At 59.3% G+C, this 16,951-nt stretch carries 15 protein-coding genes; 7 read left to right on the forward strand and 8 right to left on the reverse strand.

The window, feature by feature from the left end; all coding sequences use genetic code 11:
- Positions 1–5 precede the first annotated feature (5 nt).
- Positions 6–1,232 carry a 1,2-phenylacetyl-CoA epoxidase subunit PaaE gene (gene paaE / locus ABFP37_RS13120; RefSeq protein WP_347033842.1) on the forward strand — a complete coding sequence of 409 codons (1,227 nt, stop codon included), beginning with the start codon at positions 6–8 and terminating at the stop codon, positions 1,230–1,232.
- Between the two features lie 30 nt (positions 1,233–1,262).
- A complete protein-coding gene (locus tag ABFP37_RS13125) occupies positions 1,263–2,042 on the forward strand; it encodes an enoyl-CoA hydratase/isomerase family protein (RefSeq protein WP_347033843.1) in 780 nt (259 codons plus the stop codon).
- Here ABFP37_RS13125 and ABFP37_RS13130 read toward each other — a convergent pair.
- Positions 2,039–2,575: a VanZ family protein gene (locus ABFP37_RS13130; protein WP_347033844.1), complete on the reverse strand. Its 537-nt coding sequence runs from the start codon at positions 2,573–2,575 to the stop codon at positions 2,039–2,041. The genes ABFP37_RS13125 and ABFP37_RS13130 overlap by 4 nt on opposite strands.
- Between ABFP37_RS13130 and galU the strand changes: the two genes are divergently transcribed.
- Entirely contained in the window at positions 2,574–3,467 is an 894-nt protein-coding gene (galU, locus tag ABFP37_RS13135) for a UTP--glucose-1-phosphate uridylyltransferase GalU (protein WP_347033845.1), read from the forward strand. The genes ABFP37_RS13130 and galU overlap by 2 nt on opposite strands.
- A gap of 152 nt (positions 3,468–3,619) precedes the next feature.
- Here the strand turns inward: galU and ABFP37_RS13140 are convergent, their stop codons facing one another.
- The 7 genes from ABFP37_RS13140 to ABFP37_RS13170 all read right to left on the reverse strand — a co-directional run bounded on the left by ABFP37_RS13140 (position 3,620) and on the right by ABFP37_RS13170 (position 12,539).
- Entirely contained in the window at positions 3,620–4,225 is a 606-nt protein-coding gene (locus tag ABFP37_RS13140; protein ID WP_347033846.1) for an LPXTG cell wall anchor domain-containing protein, read from the reverse strand.
- A gap of 167 nt (positions 4,226–4,392) precedes the next feature.
- On the reverse strand, positions 4,393–5,847 hold the full coding sequence (locus ABFP37_RS13145) for a DUF4012 domain-containing protein (protein ID WP_347033847.1): 1,455 nt from the start codon (positions 5,845–5,847) through the stop codon (positions 4,393–4,395).
- Between the two features lie 413 nt (positions 5,848–6,260).
- Entirely contained in the window at positions 6,261–7,574 is a 1,314-nt protein-coding gene (locus tag ABFP37_RS13150; RefSeq protein ID WP_347033848.1) for a UDP-glucose/GDP-mannose dehydrogenase family protein, read from the reverse strand.
- 47 nt (positions 7,575–7,621) lie between these two features.
- Complete coding sequence (locus ABFP37_RS13155) at positions 7,622–9,058, reverse strand: sugar transferase (protein WP_347033849.1); 1,437 nt, start codon at positions 9,056–9,058, stop codon at positions 7,622–7,624.
- Between the two features lie 58 nt (positions 9,059–9,116).
- Positions 9,117–10,091 (reverse strand): GDP-L-fucose synthase, encoded by a 975-nt coding sequence (locus ABFP37_RS13160; RefSeq protein WP_347033850.1) that lies wholly within the window; start codon positions 10,089–10,091, stop codon positions 9,117–9,119.
- Positions 10,091–11,119 carry a GDP-mannose 4,6-dehydratase gene (gene gmd / locus ABFP37_RS13165; RefSeq protein WP_347033851.1) on the reverse strand — a complete coding sequence of 343 codons (1,029 nt, stop codon included), beginning with the start codon at positions 11,117–11,119 and terminating at the stop codon, positions 10,091–10,093. Before gmd ends, ABFP37_RS13160 begins: the two co-directional genes overlap by 1 nt.
- A gap of 49 nt (positions 11,120–11,168) precedes the next feature.
- The gene (locus tag ABFP37_RS13170; RefSeq protein ID WP_347033852.1) at positions 11,169–12,539 is read right to left on the reverse strand and encodes a glycosyltransferase; all 1,371 of its coding nucleotides are present in this window, start codon (positions 12,537–12,539) and stop codon (positions 11,169–11,171) included.
- A gap of 627 nt (positions 12,540–13,166) precedes the next feature.
- Here ABFP37_RS13170 and ABFP37_RS13175 point away from each other — a divergent pair.
- The 4 genes from ABFP37_RS13175 (at position 13,167) to ABFP37_RS13190 (ending at position 16,802) form a co-directional block, all read left to right on the forward strand.
- Positions 13,167–14,021, forward strand: a complete 855-nt coding sequence (locus tag ABFP37_RS13175; protein WP_347033856.1) for a glycosyltransferase family 2 protein — start codon at positions 13,167–13,169, stop codon at positions 14,019–14,021.
- Positions 14,018–15,139 (forward strand): glycosyltransferase, encoded by a 1,122-nt coding sequence (locus tag ABFP37_RS13180; RefSeq protein WP_347033853.1) that lies wholly within the window; start codon positions 14,018–14,020, stop codon positions 15,137–15,139. Before ABFP37_RS13175 ends, ABFP37_RS13180 begins: the two co-directional genes overlap by 4 nt.
- A 286-nt stretch (positions 15,140–15,425) precedes the next feature.
- The gene (locus ABFP37_RS13185) at positions 15,426–15,704 is read left to right on the forward strand and encodes a DapH/DapD/GlmU-related protein (protein WP_347033857.1); all 279 of its coding nucleotides are present in this window, start codon (positions 15,426–15,428) and stop codon (positions 15,702–15,704) included.
- Between the two features lie 216 nt (positions 15,705–15,920).
- Complete coding sequence (locus ABFP37_RS13190; protein ID WP_347033854.1) at positions 15,921–16,802, forward strand: ISL3 family transposase; 882 nt, start codon at positions 15,921–15,923, stop codon at positions 16,800–16,802.
- Positions 16,803–16,951: the final 149 nt, after the last annotated feature.

Here is a 16,951-nt window from a genome sequence, read left to right on the forward strand (position 1 = left end):
CTGCCATGCCCGTTGTCCGCCAGACAGCCGCCGAACAGGCGCAGGCCACCGGCCGCCGTCGTCCGTCCTTCCACACCCTCACCGTCGCGGAGGTGCGCCGGCTCACCGAGGACGCCATCGAGGTGACCTTCGCGGTGCCGGCCGAGCTCGCCGGGCACTTCGACTACCTGCCGGGCCAGTACGTGGCCCTGCGCACCACGCTGCCGGATGAGGCGGGCGAGCCGAAGGAAATCCGCCGCAGCTACTCCATCTGCGCCGAGCCGCGGAGCTTCGCGGACGGCAGCAGCGAGATCCGGGTGGCCATCAAGAAGGACCTGGGCGGCCTGTTCTCCACGTGGGCCAACGCGGATCTGAAGGCCGGCGACACCCTGGAGGTGATGAGCCCCATGGGCGCGTTCGTCTCCAAGCACGGCCGCGACGGCCAGGCCGTGGAGCAGAACGTCATGAACTCCATGAACCACCCGGAGGAGCTGGCGGGGGAGCCGGGCAGCTTCGTCGCGATAGCAGCGGGCTCCGGCATCACTCCGGTGATCGCGATTGCCCGCACGCTGCTGGCCGCGAACCCGGACACCCGGTTCGACCTCATCTACGCCAACAAGGCCGCCATGGACGTGATGTTCCTGGAGGAGCTCGCGGACCTGAAGGACAGGTACCCGAGCCGCCTGGCGCTGCACCACGTGCTGTCCCGCGAGCAGCGGATCGCGCCGCTGCTGAGCGGCAGGATCGACGCCGAGAAGCTCCGGGCGCTGCTGGGCACCGCCATCCACGCGGACGACGTTGACGAGTGGTTCCTGTGCGGGCCGTTCGAGCTGGTGCAGCTGTGCCGGGACACCCTGGCCGAGCGCGGCGTGAAGCCCGAGCACGTCCGCTTCGAGCTGTTCACCTCCGGCAAGCCGGACCGCCCCGAAGGCAACGCCGGCCGGCCCGTGAGCGAGGACGCCTCGGCGGACACCTACAAGATCAAGTTCAAGCTGGACGGCCTGCAGGGCGATGTCGCCAGCCCCACGCACGCCCGCGAGTCCATCCTCAACGCGGCGCTGCGGGTCCGCCCGGACGTGCCGTTCGCGTGCGCCGGGGGAGTGTGCGGCACGTGCCGCGCCAAGCTGGTCACCGGCACGGTGACCATGGACGAGAACTACGCGCTGGAGCAGGATGAACTGGATAAGGGCTACGTCCTGACCTGCCAGTCCCACCCCACAAGCAAGGAAGTCACCGTCGACTTCGACGTGTAGTTTTCCCGGTCTCAACTCTTAGGAGCCTCCATGATCTCCCTCTCCATCGCCAACGGCATCGCCGAAGTGGTCCTCAACGCCCCGTACAAGCTGAACTCCCTGGACGAGCAAGCGCTCAGGGATTTAACACAGGCGTACGACGACGCCGCTGCCGCCGCCTCCCGCGGTGACGTGCGGGCGCTGCTGCTCAGGGGAGAGGGACGCGCCTTCTGCGCGGGCCGGGACATCGCCGGCGTGACGCCGGAGAACGACGACGCCGAGGCGTACCTGGGCGGGCTGGTGCAGCCGCTGCTGCAGAAGATGGGTTCCTTCCCCGCGCCGACGTTCGCCGCGGCCCAGGGCGCCTGCCTGGGAGTGGGCTTGGGGCTGCTGCTGGCCACGGACGTGGTGTACGTGGCGGAGAACGCGAAGTTCGGTTCGCCGTTCGCCAAGCTGGGCGCCACGCTGGATTCGGGCGGGCACTGGTACTTCACGGAGCGGCTGGGCATGCACCGGACGCTGGACCTGATCTACACGGCGGAACTGATGACCGGCGCCGAAGCTGTGGCGAAGGGCATGTTCAGCCGTGCCATGCCTGCGGACGAACTGCTGGACTCCACCCGGGCCATCGTGGCGAAGGTGGCCACCGGAGCAACGGGAGCGTTCAAGGCGAGCAAGGAGCTGGTGGCGCACATCCGCGACCAGCGCCTGGGCCTGTGGGACTCCATGAAGGAGGAGAACGCCGAGCAGGCAAGGCTGTGCAAGAGCGAAGACTACGCGGAGGGCTTCCGGGCGTTCCAGGAAAAGCGCGAGCCGCAGTTCAAAGGCTAATCCGCTGGTTGAGCTTGTCGAAACCAGCTCTCCACCAAACCCAGCACCCAAAGCCCCAGCATGGCCCCACTGGTATTCGCCACAATATCCATCGCGCTCGGTACGCGGTCATGCAGGAAATGCAGCTGCCCCAGTTCCATCGCAGTGGACGCCAAGAACGCGGCGAGGACAATCCGTCCGCGGGGGAACGCTGGAAACGCCAGTGCTGCAAGAGCCCCGATGGGGGCGAACATGAGGATGTTGGACGCGAATTCCACGAAGCTGTAATTAATCAGGACGGGAAGCCCTGAGTGGTGGAGGGCAAACAGAACCGTCTGGAGCCGGCCCGCGACGGGACGGTCCACAGGCGTTGGCCAAAAGGCCACTCCAGCAAGCCCCACCAGGTACACAGCCAACAGCACGCGCGTTACGCGTTCTGCGTTTGACTGCCCCCATTTACCCATACCTACGAAGCTACGCGAGCCAGTACGCGGGACCGAAATCTTGAGCACGAAATTTCGCATTTTTCGAGTCAATTTATAGAGTTCGTCCATGACTACATTGGGGAAATCAGTTCGTAAGGCAGTTATTCCGGCAGCCGGCCTGGGCACGCGGTTTTTGCCCGCCACCAAGGCCATGCCGAAGGAAATGCTGCCGGTGGTGGATGCGCCGGCCATTCAGTACGTCGTCGAGGAAGCCGTGAAGGCCGGCCTGACGGACGTGCTGATGATCACCGGCCGCAATAAGCGGGCGCTGGAGGATCACTTTGACCGTGCACCTGCCCTGGAGCGTACCTTGGAGCTCAAGGGCGACCAGACGCGTCTGGACGCCGTCCGGCACGCTTCCGGCCTGGGACCTATCCACTACGTTCGCCAGGGTGAGCCCAAGGGCCTGGGGCACGCCGTCCTGTGCGGCCGCCAGCACGTCGGGGACGAGCCGTTTGCTGTCCTGCTGGGTGACGACATCATCGACGAGCGGGACGAGCTTCTGACCACCATGATGGATGTCCAGGCTAAGACCGGCGGTTCGGTGATTGCACTTATCGAGGTGGAGCCGTCCCAGATCAGTGCCTACGGCTGCGCCGACATCTCGGCGATCGCCGGCGAGGACTACGTCCGCGTCAATAGCTTGGTGGAGAAGCCGTCCGTTGACGAGGCTCCATCGAATCTGGCTGTTATTGGCCGCTACGTGTTGCACCCGGCCGTGTTCGACGTTCTGGAGAAGACGGAACCTGGCCGTGGTGGCGAAATCCAACTGACCGATGCTCTTCAGACGCTGGCGGCCGGCGACGGGGAGGGCTCGGGTGTTTACGGCGTCGTCTTCCGCGGCCGGCGGTATGACACTGGTGACAAGCTCAGCTACCTGAAAGCCGTGATCACGTTGGCGTCGGAACGCGCGGAATTCGGGGAGGACCTGAAGTCCTGGATGAAGGAATTCAACGGCTAAGCAAACAAGTCCAACGAAAAATGCCCGTCGCGAAGTCTTGCGGCGGGCATTATTCGTTTGTTGCTCGGTCGTGTATGAAAAGCAAGAGGCGGTTGGTCTTCCGGAAATCCGGAGAACCAACCGCCTCTTTTAGAGCTTTTGGTACCTAGTGCTTATGCGGAAGCATCAGCGTTTGCACGGCGGCGAACGACGACCACCGAGGCAGCGCCAGCTACCAGTGCGCCGCCACCGACGAGTGACCACAGGATGAGGCTGGAGTCAGCACCGGTGTTGGCCAGGCCAGCGCCGTTGGCGCCGGTGTTGGAGAGGCCTGCACCGGAGTTACCGGCTGCGCCTTCGACGGTTATCGTCTGGGTTGCGACCTTGCCGGAAGTTACACCAGTTGCAGTCAGCGTGTAGACGCCAGCTTCGCTGAGGGTCAGCGGAATAGCGAATGCACCGTTTGCGTCGGCGGTCGCGCTGAACTCCTGGGCGGCCAAAACAACATTGATCTTGCTGGGTACTGAACGGCTTGCTCCGCCGGCAATGCTTGCGCCGGTGGACGCCGGACGCGCGCCAGGTGTGACGCGGATGATAAGTCGTTCGCCAGCCAGGAAGCCCCGGCCGGAGAAAGTAAAGGATTCGCCTGGGCCGACGACGCCGTCAGAAACGGCAGAGTTGGCCGGCGGCGCCGGGTAGTTAGTGGTGGCCATGGCCGGTACGGCCGCGGTGAGCACGATGGTGCCTGCGAGCGCGAGCGCAGCAATAGACTTCTTCAATTTGTCCCCCTGAGACCTTTTACACGGATGTCACATTATTGTGGAGATTCCCCATCCCCATGTGACCGTGGGGTGAATCTCGTTGTCTTGCCCAAAGAGAGGTTATCACCCTAGTAGGGGTCACTCCAAAGTGAATCCAGACACTTTACATACTGTTAATGGGATGGCTACGCAGGCGGAACGCAGTTTTCTGAGACCGTATCCAAAACGACGTCCTTCAGCGGCTGAACTGTGGGCGTCACGGCCAGTTTCGGCTCGGTATGCTGCACAATTTTTCCGAACGTAAGATCGACGGTGATGCTTTGCCCGGGTGCGAGGGTAACTGTTGTTGAGCCAACTGGGCGACCGCTGTGCTGCTGAGACGAAAAACCGGCCTTCTTACCGTCAATAACTGCGCTTTCCACATTGGCCTGGACGGGCCCGTAGGCGACTATGTTCGTCTGGACGCTTCCTGCCGGGACGCCGAAGGCGCCGCCACCAGTCACGTATTCGGGCAGGGATGTTGCGGCGTCCTTGGGGGCCGTATTAGTGCCCGTAATGCGCAACTTCACCTGGGAATAGCCGTCAGCCGGGCACTCCTTGATGAGCTGCACAGTCCTCTTCACGTGGTAATCCATTTTTGCGCCTGTACCGTCGTTGAAGTAGACACCGAACTGCGCCGGGGAAATACTAGCGCCAGTGATTGAGCCGCCCAACGGGTATCGAGTGATTACAGATTCCTCATCGGCTTTGGAGGACCAAAGGAGGATTCTGCGTTCGGACGCGCCACGAGCTAGTCCTTCGATGAGTTTCTTGGTATCGCCACTTCCGGCTGAGAGCTTTGTGAAGATTTCCTGGGCGACACCGGCGAAGTACACATCCTGCATATCAGGCTCGGGGATTTTCGAGTAGACATCTGAAAGCAATGTAGGAACCACGTTCTTTGCAGTGAGTTCCGTGGGCAGACCGTCACGGGCGACCTCCCGCATTAGCGGATCGCTAATGTGGACCGGGCCTGTGGCGTCAAGTATGTAGCCGAGTGCAACGGGGTCTATCGAAAGAACACCATCTAGTTGCTCGCCTTTTTCTGTTTTCCACATGGCTTGCGCGGTCTGGGCAGCGGTCGGGAAGTCAGGAGTGAGATTGACGTCCTGCATGAATTTGCCGAGGCGTGCGGAATAGATACGACTCTGCTCAGGATCCACGCTCACCACCGGATCAAAGGTCCCCATGGCGCTTGCGCTGGTTTGGGAATCTAGGGAGAGCTTTCCTTTGGCAACGTTTAGAACAGCCAGGGCACCAGGAATGCCGCCCGTAGCGCGTGCCTCGGCGTTGTTCTGGATGAGCAAGAGGTACCGCCGCGAGGATTGCTCGCCCATCATCGCCGGCAGCACGTTGGACGCGTCGGCGGCGGAGTCGAGACCGTCGCGCAACGCACTGAGTTGTTCTCGGGCCTGGATAAGTGGGGCTGAAATCTGTGGCAACAACGCGTCGGCGTTAATGGCATTCAGTCGGTCCGACGACTGGCGCACGGCTTGAGCGGCAGACGCGAGCTTGGGTTGTGCAGTGGCTAGCGGATTTAGGTCCAGTCCCCGTCCGTTCGGCACTAGAGACTTCCAGTCGAGCGTCTTGAAGATGCTCACCAGAGGGGCGGCTCCGAGCTTAGCGACGTCGTCAGCCGATGTAGCGACCTCGCTGGTGGCTTGGAAGTTGGTTCCGAACCAGGGTATGGCCCCAGCCATCGTCCAGAGTGGGTCAGCGGCCGCCTCGCGGGCTCTTGAAGTATGTTCCTGAAGATCTGTGGCAGTCGTAACTGCTCCGGTTGAGTCGTCCCGAAGTACGTCGTCCCGGAGCTGCGGAACTAGTCGGTTCGCCGCATCCAGTTCAGTACTGATGGCGGTCGCCTTGAACCCGAGCCATGCCGCGCTCGCTAACACCAGGACCGCCACCACGGTCAGCCACATGGCCGCGAGCAGAAGTCGACGGCGGCGCGGCCTTGGTGGGTTGGCGTCTAGGCCACTTGCAGCGGAATCTGCGACCTGAGAACCTGACACGTCTACGCCCGCCCCAGTCCACGGTAGGTCCAACCGGCTGCCCGCCATTTCCCGGGGTCCAGTACATTTCGTCCGTCGAGGATACGTGGCGTACTCACTCGGTTTAGGAGCGCGTACGGATCCAGGTTTCGGTATTGCTCCCACTCGGTCAGAAGAAGCAGGGCGTCAGCACTTGAAATCGCGTCGTACATCTCTGGTTCGAACTGCAGCTCCGGGAATCGCTTTGCAGCATTCTGAAGCGCTTTCGGATCGGTCACCGTCACCACGGCCCCCTGCAGCTGGAGCTGCGCGGCGATACTAAGCGCCGGCGAATCCCTGACATCGTCGCTTTCAGGTTTGAAGGCAGCGCCAAGGACCGTGATCCGCTTACCAAGTAGCGTGCCGTCACAGAGCTCGCGCGTAAGCTCTACTACTCGCGTTCTACGACGCATGTTGATGGCATCGACCTCGCGCAGGAACGTTAGTGCCTGATCCGCGCCGAGTTCTCCCGCACGGGCCATAAACGCACGGATGTCCTTGGGGAGGCATCCGCCGCCAAAACCGATTCCGGCGTTGAGGAACTTTCGGCCGATACGGTCATCCATGCCGATAGCGTCCGCGAGCCTTGTGACATCTGCTCCTGAAGCCTCGCAGACTTCGGCCATGGCATTAATGAACGAGATCTTTGTGGCCAGAAAAGAGTTCGCTGCAGCCTTGACCAGCTCCGCGGTGGGGTGATCCGTGACGAGCCGCGGAGTCCCTGTTGCCAACGGAGACGCGTACACATCATCGAGTATCGCGACGGCGGGATGGTCCTCGGAACCATCTGGAACGCCATAGACGAATCGGTCAGGCTGAAGAGTGTCCGCGACCGCGTGGCCTTCGCGGAGAAATTCTGGATTCCAAACGAGGTGTGAAGTGGGTTCCTGGTCCTGAACCAGCTGCGCCAATCGGGCAGCTGTGCCCACGGGAACGGTGGACTTGCCCACAACTATGGCTCCGGGCGTTAAATACGGCAACAGTGCGGAAGCGGCAGCGTCGACATACGTCATGTCAGCGCCGTTTTCGCCTTTCTTCTGTGGCGTACCCACGCAGATGAAGTGGACGTCGCTACCGGCTGCAGCCGACATGTCGGTTGTAAAAGAAAGTCGGCCGGTCTCCTGGACTTCTCGAAGAAGCTCCTCTAGCCCCGGTTCATAAAAGGGCGCCCGCGCTGCCGAGAGTTCGACGATTTTTCGCTCGTCTACGTCGATGCCTACAACTTCATGTCCGAGCTTCGCCATGCAGGCGGCGTGTACAGCACCCAGGTATCCGCAACCAATTACTGAAATCCGCATGATGATATTTCCTTCCCCAAGAGGGCCGTTGTCCGCGTGGGGACGTATTAGTAGGCGCCGGTGCTGTGAAATACAGCGCGGACGGTCCGCAATATGATTATCAGGTCGCCGGCCAATGACCAGTTCTCCACGTAGTAAAGATCCAGACGAACAGAATCCTGCCAAGAAAGATTCGAGCGGCCGCTGACCTGCCAAAGTCCCGTCAGGCCGGGCTTCACCAACAGCCTGCGCCGTACGTCTTGCTCGTAGGCTTCGACTTCACGCGGCAGAGGCGGTCGCGGTCCGACAAGGCTCATGGAACCCGCCAGAATGTTGAATAGCTGGGGAAGCTCGTCCAAGCTGAATTTGCGAAGGACGCGACCTACACGGGTGATCCGGGGATCGTTCTTGATTTTGAAAAGAATCCCGTTGCCCTCATTGCGATGTGACAGCTCGGCAAGCTTTTCCTCTGCATTGACTACCATTGAGCGGAACTTGAGCATGTTGAAATGCGTTCCTTCGATGCCGACGCGTACTTGCCGAAAAAGCACTGGTCCCCGGCTCTCGGCTGTGACCAGGAGGGCGACGATCACCATGATGGGTGCCGTGAGGACTATCAAAGTGCCCGAGACGATGATGTCGAACAGGCGTTTGGCAACCCGCTGCCCGCCCTCGAGAGTTGGAGTTGTTACATGAATGAGAGGAAGCCCGGCAACCTGCTGCGTATGGATCCTTGGTCCTGCGATGTCGGTGAGCGCCGGCGCCATGATTAGTCCCACATTGCGGGAAGCCAACTCCCATCCCAGATGCCTCAGCGTCTGGGGGTGCAGTTGGACCCCAGCGGATACAGCAACTGCGTCCGCGCCGCAGGACTCGATAGCCTCAATTATTGAGCGCGCGTCAGACTTGCGGCCCAGTACCGGCAGCCCAGAGTCCCCCTCGAACGTTTGCCCGTCGGGGGCGCCCGGCATATACGCCGCTATGGGGAGGTAGCCGGCATGCTTAGCCCCGTCGAGGGAAGCCGCCAGATGTGCGACGGCGCTCGGCCCCCCGAGAAGAAGCAGTCGAGACATGCTGTGACCGCGCTGCCGATTAATGTTGAGGTGCTGCCTGATCAGCCAGCGTCCTATGAGCAGGCCCAACAGCCCCACGGGAAGCGCAACGCCGACGTATCCCCTTGCCGTGTCGACGCGGAAAACATACGAGACAATTGCCACCAGCCCGAACAGCCAGAGCGAAGCGGCGGCGACGCGCTTATATTCGTCTGGTCCGGCGCCGAGAACGCGGCTCTGCCGGCTGTTCCAAGCTCCGAGCATCAGCCACCAGACGACGGCGAGTGCCACGGAAAGCCAGGCGTAAGTAAATTCTTGGCCAGCGACCACAAAATCTGGTTCAAAGCCGAAACGGATAATAAAGGCCCCAACAACAGCCCAAACGACGACGAACCCATCAACGACGCCCAGAAGGCGGGAAGATCGTGTACGCCAATCAACGCCCGCAGGCATCAAGTTTCCCCCAATTCAAAGCGAACCCGCCGAAACTACGGCGTGATGGACAACGAGATTAAACCCGAAGAGATGCGAGGTTTTCCCGGTACCACTTGGTTGTTGAGCGGATTCCTTCTTGGAGTCCGATTGAAGCCGACCAGCCGGCCTCTGTCAGCTTCGATACGTCCAGCAATTTTCGCGGCGTACCGTCAGGCTTCGAGGCATCCCACGAGATGTCTCCTCGATATCCAACAGCCTCAGCCACGAGGGTCGCTAGTTCCTTGATCGTGACGTCGGTTCCGGTCCCAACGTTGACCTGCGAAGGCCCATCGTAGTTCTCCAACAAGTGAAGGCAGGCGGAGGCCATGTCATCAACATGAAGGAATTCTCGCCGCGGGGACCCGGTTCCCCAGTTTGTTACAGCCTCAACCCCAGACCTGGCCGCTTCGTCGTATCGGCGGATGAGGGCGGGAAGTACATGCGACCCATTAGGTGAGAAGTTGTCGCCCGGGCCATAAAGATTGGTCGGCATCGCCGATATCCAAGGAAGGCCGTACTGTCGGCGGATCGCCTGAATCTGCATGATGCCTGCGATTTTAGCTATTGCATAGGCGTCATTCGTCGGCTCCAGGTGACCGGTGAGCAGCGAATCTTCTCGGATCGGTTGCTCAGCAAATTTGGGGTAAATACACGATGAGCCGAGAAACAGCAGTCTTTCGACCCCGTTTTCCCGGGCGGCATCGAGAACATTTACCTGGATGCGTAGGTTATCGCTAAGGAAATCCACTGGATAGGTGCTGTTAGCGAGGATGCCTCCCACCTTTGCCGCAGCAAGGACGACGTATCGTGGCTTACTCTCGGAAAAGAAGGTGAAAACGTCGTCGCGGTTCTTCAGATCGAGGTCCGCCGAGGTGCGTCCAACGAGGTCCCCGAAGCCTTCGCTTTGGAGTTTCCGCCAGATCGCTGAACCGACCAGGCCGCGGTGGCCAGCAACGTAGAACCTAGCCGAACGGTCGAGGCGCGCTGGAACGAAATCGATGTCCGCAACCATTAGTTCTTCCAGCTGTCGAGGCGAACGGTGTCGATCCAGTGGTTTCCGGCGTGCTTGAGCGCTTCAATGTCAGCGTCCACCATGATGCGTGCGAGCTCTGGCGTATGAACGGAGGCCTTCCAGCCCAACTTTTCCTGGGCCTTGGACGCATCGCCAACCAGCGCATCAACTTCGGTCGGGCGGAGGTAGCGCTCGTCGAAGCGAACGTGGTTTTCCCAGTTCAATCCAGCGTGTTCAAAGGAGATCTGGAGGAAGTCGCGCACGGTGTAGTTGCCGCCGGTCGCAAGGACAAAGTCGTCGGGTTCGTCGGCCTGGAGCATGCGCCACATGCCTTCGACGTACTCGGCCGCGTAGCCCCAGTCGCGCACTGCGTCCAGGTTACCCATGTACAACAGGTCCTGCTTTCCAGCCTTGATGGCTGCGACCGCGCGTGTGATCTTGCGCGTGACGAACGTTTCGCCGCGACGAGGAGATTCGTGGTTGAAGAGGATGCCGTTGACCGCAAACATCCCGTAGGCCTCACGATAATTCTTTGTGATCCAGTAGCTGTATACCTTTGCAGCGCCGTAAGGCGACCGCGGGTAGAACGGCGTGTCTTCATTCTGAGGAGGGGGCGTTGCTCCAAACATTTCAGACGAGGATGCCTGATAGAACTTCGTTTCGATTCCGGACATGCGGACTGCCTCCAAGAGCCGGATCGTTCCGACACCCGTCGTGTCCGCGGTGTGCTCCGGTTCATCAAATGAAACCCTGACGTGAGACTGTGCCGCGAGGTTATAGACCTCGTCCGGCTTAATGTCTGCGAGCAGGGTCACCAGACGTGCACCGTCGCTCAGGTCGCCGTAGTGAAGGAAGAGCTTGGCTTGAGGATCGTGTGGGTCGACGTACAGGTGGTCTACACGCGCGGTGTTGAAGGTGGAGGCCCGGCGGATGAGACCGTGAACCTCGTAGCCCTTCGAGAGCAGGAGTTCGGCAAGGTATGAACCATCCTGTCCAGTAATTCCAGTAATGAGTGCGCGCTTGGTCATAGGAACCCCCCAAATATAGAAGTATGTGGCAAAGAAAGAGTCGCCCGACCTATCGGCCGCGCGACGTTGCCAGACTCGTGATGAAATCATCATAGTGCGCAACGGCGGATGCCTCTGACAATATTTCATGCCTAAAACGCAGGCCATTCTCCGCCAAACGGGCCGCTGTCATGGGGTCTAGACCAATGGCCTCCGCTGTCGATACGAGTGCGCTTGGGTCGGCAGCATCGACCCTGACGCCTCCGCCTGAGCTTTCGATCTCGAAAGCGGTCACGCTACCCTCGTCAGTTGCCGCTATGACGGGCACACCTGCGTTGAAGTATGAAGTGAGTTTGCTGGGCACAGCCATATCTCTTACTCCAGGCAGTTCATTGACTAACAACGCGTCTGCAGCAGCTAACGCGCATTGGAACTCCAGATCGGGGAGGGGGTCCACGAACGTAACTGTTGAGACTCCAGTTGCGGCTAGTTCAAGACGTTGTCTTTGATTGCCGTCGCCCATTAAGACGAACCGAACTCTACTTCCAGCAACTTCGGCAATTCGGGCAGCTTCGATTACATTTTCTAGCCCTTGCTTCTTGCCCATGTTGCCGGCATGCAGCACGACAATGTCTTTCGGATCCCAACCGAGCTTCGAGCGGATCTCGTCAAGTCCCTGAGTCGGCGCCGCGGGCAAGTGAGTCCAATTCCTGATCACCCTGACATCGTTGGCGGGTAGGCCCAAGTCGCGCACGATGTAATGCTTGAAACGGTCGTGTATCACAGCCACACCGTCTGCTGATCGGAGTATCAGCGACTCGACTGAGGCGGCCAATCGAGCCAGTCCGCTGCCGCCGGTACCGGTTTCTATGACGCCCCTGCTGTACAAATCTTGAATCCAAATTCCTACAGCAGGCCTGTTGGGACGAAGCCGAACGCGGAGGATCGCAAGGGCGCTTGAGAAGAGTGCTGGGCTGACGACAAGGACAGCATCGGGCTTGTGCCAAGGTGCGAACAAGAGACGTACGCCGAAGCTCAGTTCCATGTGTATGCGCCCCAACGATGATGGCGCTCGGGGAACATGATGCCGAAGGCGGTTCACGTGGACTCCGTTAATAATCTCGCTGCTTTCCCAGCCCGAGTACCCCTCTCTTAGGGTCCACTCCGGATAGTGAGGGTACCCGGTTACAACGCGCACTTCATGACCGGCCGCAGCTAGGCCCTCTGCAAGACTCGTGGTGTACGGAGCGTTGCCGGTTGGCTCAGGGGCGTAGTTGAGGCCGACGATGGTTATGCGCAGTTTTGATCGAGTCACAAGTGTAAGAATAGTGCGGAGCGACTCGGCTGCAGCGCGGAACGTCCCTGTCGCGGCAAGGCGTGGTCCTATTGGGGAGGAAATGAACGGCGATGGGTTCCAAATGAGCATGTCAAAAAAGGTCATAGACCTTTCTCGCGCACCGGGGGAGCAGTCGTCATGGGGTAGGCCAAAGTCGGTGGTGTATCTGTGGGCAGCTGTCGAACTGATCTTTGTAACCAACCCCTGGCAAGTGAGTTCTCGGATACGAGCCTCGGTCCTGCGTCTTTTTGGCGCTGAGATAGGGGGAGGCGTGATTATCCGACCTCGGACAAGAATAAAGTTCCCGTGGAAATTGAAAATCGGGGACCGATCCTGGCTCGGAGAAGGAGTTTGGATTCATAACCAAGACGAAGTCGTCATCGGTCATGACACCGTCATTTCGCAGGAAACCATGATCACGACGGGAAGTCACGCTCACAGGCGCGATATGGCCTTAATAACAAAGCCGGTCAGGATCGGTGATGGAGTCTGGATAACTACCAGATGCCTCGTAACGGGGGGTGTCACAGTAGGAGATTCTTCCTTGATCAAACCCATGACCGTGGTGTCGTCGGATATTCCAGCAAATACGATCGTGGGTTCCGAATCCGCAAGTGTCCAAGGGCGGCGTTTCACCGATGACTAATAAATCAAAGAGCTGCTAGCTTGCAACAACTTTTTATATTGCTTAGGTCTACTTTGACCTGCTAAATCCGCTAAGGACAGTGTGTGATGGATTCTTCTAAACTACCAGTTACCGTTCTTGTTCAAACGAAAAATGAAGAAGTCGGAATTGGTCATTGTCTTAGAAATTTGACGGCCTTCAGTGAGGTCATAGTGGTTGATTCTAATAGCACTGACGGAACCAAAGGCATATGTTCTGGGCTTGGTGTAGAAGTGGTTAACTTTACATGGAATGGCCGTTATCCGAAGAAGAAGCAGTGGCAGCTGGACAACCTCGCCACTAAGAACGAATGGATTCTGTTCTTAGACGCTGATGAGACGCCCACCCCTGAGCTATTGGAGTCGATCGATTCCTTAATTTCCTCTGAGGGAGCCTCGCAGATCGCGGCCTGCGACATCGAGCTGGACTACGTTTTTGCGGGGCGTCCACTGAAATATGGCCACCGCGTCGTCAAGCGAGCTCTTCTGAATCGGAACTTTGTGCGGTTTCCGGAAATAGATGACCTGAGTGCGCCAGGAATGGGTGAGCTTGAGGGGCACTATCAACCTGAAGTTTCCGGCAAAGTCCACAGGATATCCGGACGGCTCCTACACGATGATAAAGATCCAGTCCGAACCTGGTTCGATAGGCACAACCGCTACTCAGACTGGGAAGCGTATCTGCGGACGCAGCCGCATACCAAGGAAGCGACGAGGAAGAAGCGGAGTCTCCAAGGAAGAATCTTCGACTCTGTGCCACTTAAACCGCTTGCGTTCTTTCTGTATTCATATATCTTGCGAGGCGGCCTTCGAGATGGGCGAGCGGGATTCGATTACGCCGTCGCTTTGTCAACGTACTACTGGCAGATTGGGCTCAAAGTCCGTGAGCTTCAAGCAGTTGGGCCGGCGGGGGTACATCGGTGAAAGCCTCCAGTAATCAAGAATTTGTTCTCTTTTTGGCGGTATTGCCGGCCTATCGCCTTGAATGCATTCAGCTCGTCAAGGAACGGCTCGGTGGGTCTGTCAAGTTATTCGTAAGTGATGCGCATCTGGACCCTACGGTTAAGACAGGCATCCCGAAGGACTACTATCAGCGAGTTAGCATGATCCGCCTATTTCGGAATCGTGTTTTCGTGCAATTGAGTTCCAGCCTAAATGTCTTGACTGCAGGTTCAGTCGTCGTCGACCTCAATCCTAGAAGCCTTACCGCCTGGGTTGTGCTGCTGGCGAGACGGGCTCTGGCCAAGAGAACTCTAGTTTGGGGCCATATCCATCCGCAGGCCGGAGCTGGCGCGCGAAGCGCAAAGCTACGGCTAGCTATGAGAAAACTTGCCCAGGGAACAATTTCTTATACCTACAGTGACAGGAAGAAGGCCATAGAAGATCTGCCCAATAGTGCAGTCTGGGTCGCCCCAAATTCGCTGTATCGCAAGGCGGATATGGTTCCTTTTCCCGGAACTGCGGAAAGTGAAAAGAACGAGATAATCTATGTTGGCCGCTTTGTGGAGGCCAAGAAAGTGAGTCTTCTAGTTCAAGGTTTTGCAATCGCGGCGCGGTCCAATCCTTCCGTCCGACTGCGGCTGATTGGAGGTGGGCATGCAGAGCAGTCTCTCCAGCAGCTGGTAAGTCGTCTAGGTATCAGCGACCGAGTGTTCTTCGACGGTTGGGTCGACGGTGTTGATAGCCTTCGTTCCTCGTATTCAAAGGCATTCTGCAGCGTGTCGCCAGGATTCGCAGGCTTGGGATTGACTCAGAGTCTCGGCTTTGGTGTGCCGATGATCATTGCAGATGCGGAACCACACTCGCCGGAGATAGAGCTCGCAGAATCCGGGGGAGTTACCTGGTTTAAGTCAGATTCGCCCGAAGCGCTGGCTGCCGCCATTGCGGATGCTTGGATCCGGCGCAGCCATGTTCCCGATGTTCAGGTTTCGGAATACACACGAAGCCGCTATTCCGCTGAATCGATGGCGGATGGAATTTGCCATGCTCTCCAGGACAGCGAGCACGGAGATCACACTGTTGGGAGACATTCTGATGACTAGTAATACTGAAAAGAGCACTGGGTTGCCCCGTCCTTTTGTCAGAATCATTCGAGCCTTGTCCAGGAAATTAGCTGTCCACGAGAACGTCACATTTGGTGTGGGGCTGCGGGCAGGGCGTGGATCTGTCATTAGTTCTCCCCATGGCCTCGTAATAGGGCATGGCGTCTCGATTGGCCCCCGCTCGATCATTCAGGTCGACGGAGAGATCGGGGATTTTACGTTGATAGGAATGGGCGTTCAAATAGTTGGACGAGATGATCATGCAATTGACGAAATCGGCGTCCCTATGTGCGAAGCGACACGGGCATCGGAACGCGCCGGGACCCAACGCGATAGGGTGGCGATCGGTCGGGACGTCTGGATAGGTGGGGCGAGTGTCGTCCTCAGCGGCCTGTCAATCGGAGAAGGAGCTATCGTCGCGGCCGGTGCTGTGGTTACCAAGGACGTGCCTGCTTATGCAATAGTTGGCGGTAATCCTGCTAAGCAACTCGGGCAACGGTTCGCCAGCGACGAAGAACGTGCGGCACATTCCCTCAACCTCGATTCCCGACAGGCGACTAGATAGTCCTCTGTACGAGTGGGTTAATAAGATTGATTGTCGCTTCCGCTCATGACCGCTCCCATGCCCTCAGTCAGGGTGCTTGGTGGTGGTCCCTTAGCGTTTCGCGGCTCTTCGTGGTTGATGGTGAAACAGGTTCCGTGTCTTGAAAGCTGAAGGGCTCGTAGCCCTGCTGTGATGGATGTTCTCTACGCATTCATCAAGAGTCAGGAGCTACGAGCCTTGATCGAGCCTACTTCCCCGCGCCCCGATGCTGCCACCGCCATCTTCAACCTGCCCGACTACCGCGTCACCGGCACCGAGATCCTCGCATTCGGTCAACGACGGATCCATGTCGATGCCACCGCAGAGGCCGGCTGCCCGTCCTGCGGAGTGATCAGCACCCGGGTGCATTCACGCCGGCCACAACGCCTGCGGGACATCCCCGTCGCCGGTCCGGTCGAAGTGGTCTGGGCCAAGCGGAGATTCTTCTGCGATGAGTACCTGTGCCCGCGCAGGACATTCACCGAGGAAACCGCCCAGGTCCCGCGCCGGGCACGGTCTACCCGCCGGCTCCGGGATGCACTCGTGGCCGCCGTGATCGGATCGGGGAGAGCCGCAGCGGAGGCTGCCTCCTCGTTCGGTGTCTCATGGTGGCTGGTCCAGCGTGCCCTGGACTCCGCGGCACTGACCCTGCCCAATGTTGACGCCCTGGCACCGCGGATGCTCGGCATCGACGAACACCGCTACCGGTCCGTGCGGTTCTTCCGTGACCCGGCCACCAAGGCCTGGAAACGATACGAACCTTGGATGACCACCATTGTCGATCTGGACAGCGGACAGGTCCTCGGGATCGTGGACGGCCGCGACAGTGAGGGTGTCGGGGACTGGCTGTTCGCCCGGCCGCTGGAGTGGCGCCTGGGCGTGCAGGTTGTTGCGATCGACCCGTCGGCCGCATTCCGCAAGGCATTGCGGATGTGGCTTCCGCGCACCGCGGTCTCGGTCGACGCGTTCCACCTGGTCAAGCTCGGCAACGACATGCTCACCGAGGTCCGGCAACGCCTCACCCAGCAGGTCCACGGCCGGCGGGGACGATCCATCGATCCGGTCTGGGCCAACTGTTAACGCCAACCGAAAATAGGGCCACTAGTGCCAATTGAAAATGTACGGTCCGGAGACATCCCTGACACTGTGTTGTCGGGAGATGCCTGACAGTCTAACCCGCGGCGGGTTTAGTGCGGGGCCGGCCGCGTTTGGCGCCGCTGCCGTGGTAC

The organism is Burkholderia sp. RS01 (genome assembly GCF_039748055.1).
In the GTDB taxonomy this organism is placed as follows: Bacteria; Actinomycetota; Actinomycetes; order Actinomycetales; family Micrococcaceae; genus Arthrobacter.